The sequence below is a fragment of the Streptomyces sp. NPDC058308 genome (assembly GCF_042880275.1).
Taxonomy (GTDB): domain Bacteria; phylum Actinomycetota; class Actinomycetes; order Streptomycetales; family Streptomycetaceae; genus Streptomyces.
The window spans coordinates 105,842-119,204 of sequence record NZ_JBHVZA010000022.1; the positions used below are offsets into that span (position 1 = coordinate 105,842).

General features: G+C 70.4%; 6 protein-coding genes. All 6 read left to right on the forward strand.

Features of this window, described 5'->3' with window-relative positions; genetic code table 11:
- The first annotated feature begins 313 nt into the window (after positions 1 to 313).
- Positions 314 to 7,150 (forward strand): DNRLRE domain-containing protein, encoded by a 6,837-nt coding sequence (locus ACFVYL_RS27250; RefSeq protein ID WP_389720243.1) that lies wholly within the window; start codon positions 314 to 316, stop codon positions 7,148 to 7,150.
- Positions 7,151 to 7,214: 64 nt separating this feature from the next.
- Entirely contained in the window at positions 7,215 to 7,784 is a 570-nt protein-coding gene (locus tag ACFVYL_RS27255; protein ID WP_389720245.1) for an SMI1/KNR4 family protein, read from the forward strand.
- A 170-nt stretch (positions 7,785 to 7,954) separates the two neighbouring features.
- A complete protein-coding gene (locus tag ACFVYL_RS27260) occupies positions 7,955 to 8,392 on the forward strand; it encodes a hypothetical protein (RefSeq protein ID WP_389720247.1) in 438 nt (145 codons plus the stop codon).
- A 262-nt stretch (positions 8,393 to 8,654) separates the two neighbouring features.
- Entirely contained in the window at positions 8,655 to 9,335 is a 681-nt protein-coding gene (locus ACFVYL_RS27265; RefSeq protein WP_389720249.1) for an RNA polymerase sigma factor, read from the forward strand.
- A 46-nt stretch (positions 9,336 to 9,381) separates the two neighbouring features.
- Positions 9,382 to 11,592 (forward strand): hypothetical protein, encoded by a 2,211-nt coding sequence (locus tag ACFVYL_RS27270; RefSeq protein ID WP_389720250.1) that lies wholly within the window; start codon positions 9,382 to 9,384, stop codon positions 11,590 to 11,592.
- Positions 11,593 to 11,633: 41 nt separating this feature from the next.
- On the forward strand, positions 11,634 to 13,232 hold the full coding sequence (locus ACFVYL_RS27275) for an amino acid ABC transporter substrate-binding protein (protein ID WP_389720251.1): 1,599 nt from the start codon (positions 11,634 to 11,636) through the stop codon (positions 13,230 to 13,232).
- Positions 13,233 to 13,363: the final 131 nt, after the last annotated feature.

Below are 13,363 nucleotides of genomic sequence, written 5' to 3' on the forward strand. Positions count from 1 at the left end.
TAGCCCGGTGCGGACATTGCGTCCTTGAATTCCGGTGGAGAAAAGCAGCCCGTTCCGGCGAGTGTTCCGATGAGCGTTCTGCCGACGCCCGGCGGGTTGCGCTGTTGTCTGGCGATGGCTCACCGATTGTCCGTAATGCCAATGTGGTTGACATGGCACTCACCGGCTGCGTAGAACTCACGCCTGCTGATTGATCCGCGTTTCCGCACTGCTCCTGAATTCCTTGAGCAGTGCTCGGTCCTGCCCTTTTCCAGTTCGGCGCCACAGGCTGCGAGAACAAATGGAAGAGGGTTTCGAAAGGGTGGTTCGCACGGTGAGAACAGGATATCGACGGCTGTGTGCCGGCCTGGTGGCGTCGGCGGTGGTGGGCGCCGTCCTGCCCCAGGCCGCCGTCGCGAGCACGGCGGAAAAGAGACCCTCCACGCAGGCGGAGGAGGGCGAGGCCGGGAGACCACCGGACCGCCCGAAGATCCCGAGAACCCCACCCAGGAAGTACCCCGCCAACTCCGCCGAACCCAAGGTCACCTACGGCGCGGGCGGCACGGTGATCGACGTCCCCACCGTGGTCCACGGCACCGGAGCCGAGCTGTCCTGGCGGAAGGTCACCTCCGGCCCCGGCAAGGGCGACGACCTGGTCGGATACCAGCTGCACCGCTCCACCCGCCCCGACTTCAAGGCGACCCGCGCCACCCTCGTGGCCCCCCTCGGCAAGGGCGTGACGTCCTACACGGACACCACCGCCGAGCCGACCCGGCAGGGCAGCGCGACGGAGACGGCCCGCCGCTACTCCTACCGCGTCCTGGCCGAGACCAGGGACGGCCGTCTGCTCGCCTCTCCGGTGCGCCGCGTGGGCGTACCGAAGGCCGGGCACACGGTACGAATACTGCGGGGCAAAAGCTCCGACACCACGCTCTCCTCCGCCGAACCGGGTACGAACCTGGACGGGAAGTGGCTGCGCGTCGGCGCGGGCGACGGTACGTACGGCACCACCCGCGCGGCCCTGAAGTTCCCGGTACGCGGCATCCCGAAGAAGGCGACCGTCCTTCAGGCCGACCTGACGCTGCGGGCCGCCGACAAAGGCGACAGCCGGCTCGTGGAACTGAGCCCGCTGAAGCGGGAGTTCACCGAGAAGTTCGCGAGCTGGCGGCGTTCCGGCGCCGGGACCCCGTGGCGCGCGGGCGGCGGCGACGCGACGGCGGCCGTCTCCGACACCACAGGACGGCACGGGACGTACGCCTGGGACGTCACCTCGCTCACCCGCACCTGGCTGAAACACCCGAGCGCCAACAAAGGCGTTCTGCTGACGGCCGCCAAGCCGTCAGCTGCCAAGAGGCCAGCTGCCAAGTCGACAGCCACCAAGTCGACAGCCACCAAGGGAACCGTCCGATTCGCGTCGAGCGAGGCGGCCGACGAGACGCGGCGCCCCCAACTCCGCGTCATCACCGCCGAGCCCACCCCCTGGGACACGTACTACGCGCCGGCCACGCCCGCCCGCATGTCCGAGAACAACACCTATCCGGTGGACGTCACGGTCACCAACACCACGACCGAGGCCTGGCCGACGGACCAGCGCACGCTGTCCTACAAGTGGTCCCTGCCCGACGGCACCGACGCCACGACCGCCGACAACCAGCTGAAGGCCGACATCCCGGCGCTCGCCCCCGGCGCGTCCGCGACCGTGCGGGCCACGGTCAAGTCGCCCTACACGGCCGACGGCAACCGGCGTTCGGGGTACACGCTCACCTGGGACATCCTCAACAAGACGGACAACAGCTGGCTCTCGCAGAAGCCCGGCATCGGCGGCCTGGCACAGACCACCGCCGTCGAGGACCCGACCGCGGACCGCGTCGGCCTGGAGAAGCAGCACGCGTACACCGGCAAGAACACCGGTGCGGGCTCGACCCTGATGAACAACGTCGGCTCCGGCAACGCGGTCTGGTCGTACAACGCCTTCAGCAACCCGGGCCGCGGCATCAACACCTTCGCGCGGCTCACCTACAACGCGCAGGACACGTCGGACAGCCAGCTCGGGCACGGCTGGTCGGGGCAGGCGGCGGGGCCGCTGCGGCTCGGTGCGATGCTCGACTTCCACCCGGACGCGGACCCCGGCGAGGCGTACGTCATCGACGGTGACGGCACGCAGCACCTGTTCCGCAAGCAGGGCGACGGCAGCTGGAAGCCCTCGGCGGGCTACCACTACCGGCTCACCGCCAAGCCGGACGTCACGTCGGTGTGCCGGACGGGGAGCAGCCCCGAGGTCCCGGACGCCTGGACGCTGACCCGGCCCGACGGCACCCGGTTCGTCATCGGCTGCGACGGCTATCTCACGTCGGTCGTCGACAAGAACGGCAACACCCAGACGTACGTGTACGAGCTGCGCGACGCGGGCAACCGGCGTGTCAAGTTCCTCACGGAGATCAAGGACCCGGCCGCCCGCACCTCGCTGAAGGTCGCCTATTACCGGGCGGGCGACGCGACGTACGACTACATCGACGACAAGGGCGAGAAGGTCGCGGGCAAGGACCTGTGGAACCCGAAGATCTACGACCACGTGAAGTCCATGACGGACGTCTCGGGGCGCAAGGTCTCCTTCCACTACACGGCGAAGGGGCTGCTCGGCCGCCTCACGGACGGGGACGGGTCGGCGCAGCCGAAGGTCTTCTCCTTCTCGTACGACACGGCGCAGGGCAACAAGAACACCAAGCTCACCAAGGTCACCGACCCGCGCGGGCACGCCACCGACGTCGAGTACGGCGACGGGCCCGAGTCGAGCTGGTCGACCAAGACGATCACGGACCGGAAGCGCACCACGACGGGCTTCACCTACGCGTCGGCGGCGGGCGGCGGCACGGAGGCCAAGGTCACCGACGCCGAGAAGCACACGACGACGTACGAGACGGACAGCCAGGACCGGCCGGTCAAGATCACCAACGCCAAGTCCGAGCAGACGCGCATGACGTGGGACGGCGAGCACAACGTCACGCTGCTGGAGGAGGACAACGGCCCGAAGACGGAGCGGACCGCGTACTGCTACGACGAGAAGACCGGCTATCCGCTCTGGGAGCGCTCGGCGGAGGAGAACAAGGACGGCATCCCCTCCGCGGCGGACTGCGCGCCGGGGAAGTTCCCGCCCCACGCGGTGCGCTACGAGTACAAGACCCGCGCGGACGGTTACGCGGCCGATCTGGTCGGCAAGACCTCCGCGGAGAACCGCGTCTGGCGGTTCGGCCATGATGCCAAGGGCAATCTGAAGACGGTCACGGACCCGAAGGGCGTCGCCACGTCGGTGGACGGTGACTACACGACGTCGTACGAGTACGACGCCTACGGCCAGTTGATCCGGGCGACGGACGCCAACGGCAACGCGACCGCCTACAAGGACTTCGTCGCGACGGGCTACCCGCGCATCACGACGGACGCCCTGGCGAAGGTCACGACCACGGAGTACGACGTCCGCGGCCAGGTGACCGAGGTCGTCGACGCGCTGGGCAAGAAGACGACCCAGACGTACGACGCGTTCGGCCGCCCGCTGGTGTCGAAGGCGCCGAAGGACCAGACGGCGGGCGTGTTCATCACGGTGCCCGCGCCCGAGTACGACGCCAACGACAACGTCACCGTCTCGACGGCACCGAACGGTGCGGTCTCCAGCGCGACGTACGACGACGCGGACCAGGTCGTGGCGGCCACCGCGCCGAAGGACACGGCGACCTCCGGCGAGCGGAAGACGGCCTACACCTACGACGCGGTCGGCAACCTCAAGACGACGACGGAACCGAAGGGCACGGCGACCCCGTCGGACCCGGACGACTACGTCACGACCAACAACTACGACGAGGTCTACCAGCTCACCTCGGTCGTCAACGCCAAGAAGGAGAAGGTCAGTTACGTCTACGACGGCGTCGGCAACGCCGTGCGCGTGATCGACCCCAAGAAGAACGCCACCGCTGACCCCGACGACTACACGACCAAGACCGACTACGACATGAACCACCGTGTCGTCGCGGTCGCGGACGCGACGGGGCGGACCGTCAAGCAGTCGTACGACAAGGACTCACTGGTCGTCTCGACGACGGACGCGGAGAACAACACGACCCTCAACCACTACGACGAGCGCGGCAAGCTCGCGGTGGTGGAGTCCCCGCACGCGGCCGGCACGGTCCGCACGGCGAAGTTCGGCTACGACGAGGCCGGCAACCGGATCAAGGTGTTCACGCCGCGCGGCGTGGCCACGGAGGCCGAGCCCGACGACTTCGTGGCGGAGACGACGTACGACGCCCTGAACCGGCCCTCGCGGCAGATCCAGCCGTACGACCCGAAGGACGCCCGCTACAACAGGAAGGTCTGGACGGAGACGACGTACGACGCCGTCGGGCGGGTCGAGAAGGTGTCGGCGCCCCCGTCGTCGGGCGAGACGACTCGCAACGACACCACGTACGCCTACTACGACAACGGCTGGGTGAAGTCCGCGCAGGACGTGTGGGACATCCGCACCACCTACGACTACAACGACCTCGGCCAGCAGAACGCGCGCCAGCTCACGTCGGCGGGCGGCTCGACGAGCCGGACCATGCGCTGGGGCCACTACCCCGACGGCAAGCTCAAGTCCCGCGACGACGACGGTGTTCCGGTCGGCGCCAGCGAACTGGTCGCTTCCGAGGCGCAGGCCCGGACGGGCAAGGGCACGAAGGCATCGCCGCACGCCTGGACGCTGAACGTCTCGAAGGCGGGCACGTACACGGCGTACGCGAAGGACGGCGCGGACGCCAAGTGGACCAAGCTCGGCACGGACACCTACAAGAAGGGTGAGAACGCCGACCTGAAGGCGGCCGCGGACACGGTGAAGCTGGTCCGCGACCACTCGGCGGACGCGGACGCCGAGCGCAAGCGCTTCGCTTATGCCTACGACGTCAACGGCAACCTGACGTCCATCGACGACACGTCGACCGGCACGAAGGTCGACGCGTACACGATGACGTACACCGGCCTGAACCAGGTCGACAAGGTCGTGGAGGCGCTGGCGGGCCAGGAGAAGAAGGCCACGTCGTACACCTACGACGCGAACGGCCGGCCCGAGACCCTCAAGCACCCCGACCAGTACGCCAAGTACACCTATGACCTGCGCGAGCTGGTCAAGACGGTGTCCGTCGGCAAGTCGGCCACCGACGCCTCGCCCAAGGTCACGTCCTACGACTACACCTGGCGCGGCGAGCGCAAGACCGAGACCAAGGCCAACAAGAACACGGTCGCCTACGACTACTTCCTGGACGGGGCCCTCAAGTCCCAGACGGAGAAGAAGCCGGACGGCACCACGCTGGTCGCCTCCCACGCCTACGCCTACGACGCCAACGGCAACAAGGCGCAGGACACGGCGAAGAAGATGAACGCCGACGACCACGCGAAGTACCTGTCGTCGACGACGGACTACACCTACGACCCGGCGGACCGCCTCGCGAAGTCGGTGCGCACCGGCGCCGGCGCGGGCACGGAGACCTACGTCCACGACGACAACGCGAACGTCGTGTCCCAGACGGTCAAGGGCAAGACGACGACGTTCGGCTACGACCGCAACCGCCTCCTGAAGACGACGGTGGACGGCGCATCGGCGACGCACACATACGACGCCTTCGGCCGTCAGGACACGGTGACGGCGGGCGGCAAGGTCATCGAGCGCAACGCCTACGACGGCTTCGACCGGGTCAGGCAGCACGAGCGCGCGGACGCGTCGACGGGCGCCCTGAAGACGACGAAGTACGCGTACGACCCGCTGGACCGCACGGCCACGCGCACGGACGCCGGGGGCAAGTCCACGGACTACACCTACCTCGGCATGTCGGGCGAGGTCCTCGGCGAGGAGGTCGCCGGCAAGCTCACGAAGTCGTACCAGTACGGCCCGTGGGGCGAGCGCCTCTCCCAGGTGAAGCACGGGGCCGACGGCGCGGCGGGGGAGTCCACGTTCTACGGCTACAACGGCCACACGGACGTCGAGACCCTCACGGACAAGGACGGCAACGCGAAGGCGACGTACGGGTATTCGGCGTACGGCTCCGACGACAAGTCCGACTTCACGGGCATCGACAAGCCCGACGCGGGTGATCCCGCGAAGGACGCGTACAACCCGTACCGCTTCAACTCCAAGCGGTGGGACGCGGCTTCGGGAACGTACGACATGGGGTTCCGGGACTACAGTCCGGGGCTCAATCGGTTCACCACGCGGGACATGTACAACGGGGCCCTCGCGGACATGGGGCTCGGGAGCGACCCGCTGACGGGGAACCGGTACGCGTTCGGCGGCGGAAATCCCATCGGGAACGTCGAGTTGGACGGCCACATCCCGATTCCCGGCGTCGAGCAATTCCTCGGCGGCATCCAGAAGCACATGAAGGGTGTGCTGTCGGGCGGCGCGAAGACCGTCTCGAAGCGGAATCCGGTGGGCAGCGCCGTCGAGGGGGCCAGCTGGCTCTTCGGTTTCGACAACCCCATCGACAAGGCGCTCGACAAGGCCATCGATGCGGCCACGGGGGGCGGGAAGAAGGGGTCCTCGAAGACCCGCAGAGGCTCCGGCGGCTGCGGCGCGGGCGCGGGCTGGGACAACTTCGACGACACCGACTCCGCGAACGGCGGCCGGGCCGCGGGCATGGAAGCGTGCCTGACACAGGAGTACGTGGACAGTCACGAAGGAACGTCGACGCAGAACAAGAAGGTCGCCCCGCCGGGATACCAGTGGGCACGCCGGACCGCGCGCTACTTCGGATTGGATGCGAGGTCGAACATCAACGCCTGCCATCTGCTCGCGAAGGAACTGGGCGGAGACGGGCTTGACGAGAGGAACATCGCCACGTGTTCCCGAGGCGCGAACACCTACCAGGACGACTCGACGCAAGGCGGCGAGAACATGCGGAAGTACGAAACGAAGGTCAGCGACGCCGTGAGCGGAGGGCAATCGGTGTACTACCGGGTCACCCCGCGCTACAAGGGGAACCGGACGGTGGCCACGGGATTCCGCATGACGGCCGTCGGAACGTACGCCGACGGCAGCGGGGGAATCCGGTTCAGCGTCTTCATCGACAACGAACTGACGAACGGCAGAAACCTGGGGGGATTCCGGTCCCCGGCAAGCGGCGACCCCGTCCCGACAGGAGGCATGCGTTGACGCGTCGGATACCGCCCCATAGGTTCCTCGGCGCAGGCGCACGCTGCCGACCTGAGGAGAACGGATGCTGACGGAGCTGAAAAGGCTCACCTCCCTGCTGCCGCCGCCCGGTGAGCCGACGAACGTGTCGTGGGCGGGGACCGAGGAGTCCTGGGGCAGCCGCTTTCCCGCCGACTATGTCGCCTTCATGGACCTCTACGGACCCGGCGCGATCGAGGACTGCCTCGTCGTTCTGGGCCCCGAGGTCCAAAACGACGAGCCGGGTGACGGAATGTCCTCGGAATCGAGAACGGCTCGTGTCACCTGGGACAGGGAGCCGAAACGGCTCTTCACCCCGTCGGCCGCCCCCCGGCTCGTCGCCTGGGGAGTCACCGACAGCGCGGACGTGCTGTGCTGGGACGCGGCATCGGGGGCCCCGGAGGAATGGCCGGTCGTCGTCTGGAACAACGACGACGGACGCTGGACCAGGTTCGAATGCGGCATGGTCCAGTTTCTGGGCGACCTGATCGAGGGGCTGGCCGAGCCGTGCCCCCCGGGGGCCGAATCGCTCTCCGGCGCCCAGATCGCACGGTTCCTCGCCAAGGCGGAGGAGGACCGGCTGTGGGCGCAGGGCATCGACCCGTGGGAGGAGTGAGGCGGCCGGCCTGACGCATGACCGCGTCCCATGGTTGTACGTGCCGGGGGAACAGGTCGTGTGAGAAGCAGCATGACGGGTCCCCGTCACAGGAGGGCATGGCCTCCCGCTTGGTAGAGGGAGGGAGCGGTCTGCTCCCTCCCTGCTGCCGAGGCGAAGGGGTGGAAGTCATGGACGGTGAGGGTAGACAGGCGGCGAGTGCGGGGGAGATGCGGGAGCAGGCGCGGGGGTTCGTCGCGCAGGCGACCGCCCGGAACCGTCTCCCTCTCGACTTCTCCGTCGCCAGTCTGCGTGTCGTCGACTTCCTCATCGAGGGCCTCCGCAAGGGAGGCCGTGCGCACAGCGACATCGCGGGAACGCTGTGGGGACTCGGGGCCTACGTCGGGGAGGTCCTCGTGCGCCGCGCCGGTGCCGTCTGGGTCGATTTCGACGCCGAACAGCGGGAGTTCTTCGGGCAGACCGTCGGTGTCCGCATGCCGGACGGCCGCGTGTGGAACCCCCTCGGCAAGGTCGTCAATTGCCTGGAGCGGGGCGGAATGAACGGTTCCGAAGCCTCGCTCCAGACCTTTTACCTCACACTGCCCGGCCGGGTACGGCACGCGGCGTGAAGCGGGCTTCGGCCGGTTGTCGAGCGGGTACTGCACAGCACGGGCGAGACAGGGCACGGGCACGGTGGGCAGTGTCAGCGGGGGCCAGGGCCCTTCTGACGGCTCTCCGCGGGGTCGCGACGCCCGGCACGCACGCTCGCCGCACGGTGGTAAGGGACAGGTGGCTCCGCCACATGACCCTTACCACCGCACGCCGATCGCACGCACCGGACGCCGCTCCTCCTCCCGCGGAGAGCCGTCAGAAGGGCCCTAGGAGGAGCGCGTGGCGCAGGGTGGGGAACATCGCCGTTCGGCGGCTTGTGACGACGAGCTGACGCGGGCTCTGAAAGAGGCGCGGGAGGGGAACGAGAGGGCTTTCGCCGCCGTCTACCGGTGCGTGCATCCCGGCATTCTCCGATTCCTGCGCGGGCTCGTCCGCGACGACGCGGAAGACGTCGCCTCCGAGGCCTGGCTGCAGATCATCCGGGACCTGGACCGCTTCCGCGGGAACGGCGCCGACTTCCGCCGCTGGGCCGCGACCGTCGCGCGGCACCGCGCCATCGACCACCTGCGGCGCCTGGGCAGCAGGCCCCGGGCCACGCTGACCGAGCAGGACGTGCTCGACGTCCCGGCCGTCGACGACACGGCGGGCCGCGCCCTGGAGACGCTCTCGACGGAGCACGTGCTGGCCCTGGTCGCCGCCCTGCCGCCGGGCCAGGGCGAGGCGGTGCTGCTGCGGGTGGTCCTGGGTCTCGACGCCCACGCCGTCGCGAGGGCCCTTGGCAAGCGGCCCGCGGCGGTGCGGTCGGCCACGTACCGCGGACTGCGCCGCCTGGCCCGGCAACTGTCGCGCGGGAGCCCGGTGATGGCCGGCGCCCCCGGCCCCTCCCGCCGCCCCCGCCTGCCCGTGCCCCGGCGCCGCGCGGCACGCTCTCGCCAAACGGGTGCCCCCTCGTTAACCTGACGAGCCATCATCCGGTGACCTCTGCCGCCACGCCCACGGAGGGCCCGTGCCAGATGAACTCGGTTTCGACGAGCTGCTGGACGACGGCGGCTTGATCGCCCGGCTGCTAGGGAGGACCGCGGCCGGGCGCAGACGGGATCCGCTCTACGGGCCCGACCTCCCCGTGGTGCTGCTCGTCGGCGGACCGGGCACCGGCAAAGGACGCCTGCTGCGGTGCGTACGGCGGCACTTCGGGCCGCGCGTCCCCGTCGCGTACGTCGACTGCGCCCTCACCGACTGCCGTGAGCAGGCCGAGGAGCGGCCCGGCAGCCGCTCGGAAGTGACCGAGGTGCTCCGCAAGGTCGCGCTGCAGTACGGCGACTGGGGCGGCGACGGCGGCGGGATCGACGTGCCGCGGCTGTACGCCGGGCTCGCGGCCGTGGCGGCGAGCGACCGCCTCGCCCGGGCCGCGCCCCTGGTCGACGAGGTGGGCCGCCTCGAAGGCATCCTGCCGCCGGGCTCCTTCTGGCGCGGGGTGCTGAAGGGGACGGCGAAGAACTACGTGGCGTACCTGACGGGGCTCGTCACGAGTCCGCTGGCCGGGCCCTTCCTCAACGCGCTGCTCGACGGGCTGTTCGCCCGCGCCTCGGCCGAGGGCCGGGCGGCCCTCGCCGCCTGCTACGGCGAGTACCCCGGCGCCGGCGGCCACCCGCTGTCCGGACTGCGCGCGCTCGGCGAGGACTTCCAGCAGGGCGGGGAGGCACGACGGATCGCCGAGGGCTTCCTCTTCCGGGCGCTGCGGCAGGACCTCGACGCCGCCTACCAGTCCGTACGCGGGCGCATGACGCGGGTCGGCCGGCCCGCCCTGCTCCTCGACCACGCGGACAACGCCCTCGGCCGGCGGCTGCTGAAGCCTGCCCTTGAGGACCGGGAGCGGGGCCGCCACGACCGGCTCGTCGTGTTCGCGACCGCCCGCCGCGAGGACGGCGGCCGTTACCTGCACCGGGCGGGCAACAGCCATGACGGGACGGCGAGTTGGCACCCCCACACGGGGACGCTGCCCGAGTGGAGCCGTCCGACGGGCGGGGTGCCCGACCACGCGCCCCTGTGGCGCGGTGTCCTCCTGGTCCGCATGCCCGCCCTCACCCGCGACCGGCAGAAGGACGAGCTCAGCCGGTTGCGGGGCGGCCACGAGCAGCCCGACAACGCCGTACGGCTCCGTATCCACAGCGGTGTGCACCGGCTGAGCGGCGGCCGCCCGCTGTTCGTGACCCGGCTCGGCCAGGCGACCGCCGCGGCCGTCTTCCCGGACCCCGAGGAGTGCACCGACTGGGCGATCCTGGACGCCCGGGTGCCCGCGGGCGAGGACGACCTGGGACGCCCCGTCGCCGACCGCCCGGTGGCCGACGCACTCGTCGACGAACTCGTCGTCCGCCAGCGCCCCGAGGAACTCCCGCCGGAACACCGCGGCCACTGGCTCGACCTGCTCACCCACCTCTCGGTCGCGCACGACGTGGAGTGCGCCCAGACCCTGATGCGCGCCGTGCAGGAGGGACGCACCGAGCAGCTGAACGCCTACCGCATCGCCGAACTCCTGGAGGACACCGGCTGGCCCCGCTGCCCCCGGCACTTCATCGGCGACCTCGGCCTGCGCCGCCTGCTGACGCGCAGGCTGCACCGGCTGCGCGACGGGGGCGCCGCCTGGCACGCGGACCACGCGCTGCTGCAGGGCCACTACCGCGACCTCGGTGACCGCCACCCCGACGCCCTGTTCGTCACCGCCGGGGCGCACCGCATGCACCACCTCCTCGCCTCCGACGGCGCCGACCTCGTCACCCGGTACCTGGCCGAGGCGTTCCGCACCCGCCCCATCGCCCAATGGTGCGAGGAACTGCTCGCCATCGCGGACGCCGCGCTGATCGGCACGGCCGACGACCGGTACGCCCACGCCCTCGGTGAGACCCAGGTGCGCGGCGACACCCTGCGGCGCCGGATCGACCGGCTGCTGCACGCCGTGTGGCTCACCGAGGACCGGACGCGGCCGCTGGACGAGACCGTGCCCGGGATGCTGCGCGGGCCCCTGCGGGAGCTCAGCGAGGAGCTGGCGCGCGCCGCCGACGAGGCGGTGCGCGACCAGGGGCCTGAGGGCGCCGACGTGGCCAGGGCCGCGGACGGGGCCGCGCTGCTCATCCGCATGGCCCGCGACTGGGGCGACCGGGCCGAGGACAAGCAGCCGCTGCAGCGGTGCGTGTGCACGGAGCACATCGGGTTCGGCTGACCGGGCCGGCCAACTGGGGCAGGACCAAGGGGAGGGCAGCGTTGAGACAGTTCGGGAACTGGCTGTACAACACGTTCTTGGCCAACTGGATGCGCAGGATCCTCACGCTGCTCGGCCTCGCGGCCGCGGGCGTACTTCTGTACGTGTTCCTGCCCCCGATCGGCGAACCGGAGAGCTGCGCCACCGGCGTCGAGAAGCACGGCGGCGAGTGCATCGGCGTCAACGGCACCGGGTACGCCTTCGGCACGCCGGAGATCGACAAGGTGGCCCGGGCCATCGCGAAGGAGAACGAGGAGTTCGTCGGCGACAAGCCGCACGTCACCGTCGCCCTGATGCTGCCGCTCCAGCCCGACATCGCCGCCGAGCGCAAGCAGCTCCGCAGCGAGGTGCAGGGCGCCTACCTCGCCCAGTACCGGGCCAACCGTGAGGAGAACACCCCGCTGCTGCGCCTCGTCCTCGCCAACCCCGGCGACGCGTATGCCCAACAGGAGCGCGTCGTCGACCAGTTGGCGGGCATGACGGACCGCGAGCACGGCAGCCTCCGTGCCGTCACGGGCTTCAACCTCAGCCTGGACGCCACCGAGAAGGCCATCGCGCGGCTCACCCGCGAACTGCACATCCCGGTCCTGGCCGGCCGGGTCAGCGCGGACGGGCTCGCCAACCCGGAGAAGAGCTCCGGCAAGGACCCCTATCCGGGCCTCGCCCGCATCATCCCGACCAACCGCCAGCAGGCCGCCGCGCTGGCCAGCTTCCACGGCAGACTCAAGGACGAGGAGACCGTCCTGGTGCGGGACAGGCGGCCGCACGACATCTACAACAACTCGCTGGCCCAGGCGTTCAGCCGCGACGAGAGCGGCCCGCCGGGACCCAAGGACCAGACGTTCGACTCGCCCTCGATCACCGACCCGGGGGACACGGGCAACGACTTCACCCTCATCGCCCAGAACATCTGCCAGTCCACGGCGCGGTACGTGTACTTCGCGGGCCGCCCCGTCCACCTGCGGCTCTTCGCGCTGAAGCTGGCCGACGTGCAGTGCAGGGGGAAGAAGTACACGATCGTCAGCGGCTCGGGCGCGGCGACGCTCGACCGCTACATGAAGGGCGACGACTGGGCGAGGCTGCGCGGCGGCGGCACGGAACCCGTCGTCAAGGTGCAGTACGCGGCGCCCGGCCACCCCGCGGCCTGGAGCAGGCAGCTGAGCGGCAAGGACGGCGCCAAGGGCGGCGGCCCGGCCTACTTCACCGAGCCGAAGGCGGAGCTGGACGCGCTGCGCTCACTCATGAGCAAGGGCAGCGCCGGGGACATCGGGCCGACCGGCCTTGACGACTCCCGCACGATGCTGCTGTACGACGGCACGCGGACCATAGCCAAGGCCGTGCTGCTCGCCAACGCCCAGACCTCGGGCACGGTGCCGCCGCTGAAGCGGGTCTCCGACATGTGGCAGCGCATCGAAGCGGTCAACCGCGTGCGCGGGACCAGCGGCTGGATCTGTCTGACCAACGCGGGCAACGCCTATGACAAACCGGTCGCCGTCGTCGAACTCAACCCGCGTACCGAGGCGTTGGAGTTCGTCGGCATAGGCTGGCCCGAGGGCAGGCACCAGCCCGACGAGTGCAGGGTGCCCAGCGACACCGGATGAACCCGGGACGCGGGGGGGCCCCCCCGGGGGGGGGGGGGGGGGCCCCGGCCCCGGGGGCGGGGGGGGGGCCGCCCGGGCCCCCCCCGGGGGGCCCGGGGGGGGGGGCCCGGGTTTGAGCCCCGCCGCCCCCC

Coding starts and splice junctions, on each gene's coding strand:
- ACFVYL_RS27260 (WP_389720247.1), top strand. CDS start 7,955: ATGGACGGTGAGGGTAGACAGGCGGCGAGTGCGGGGGAGATGCGGGAG.
- ACFVYL_RS27255 (WP_389720245.1), top strand. CDS start 7,215: ATGCTGACGGAGCTGAAAAGGCTCACCTCCCTGCTGCCGCCGCCCGGT.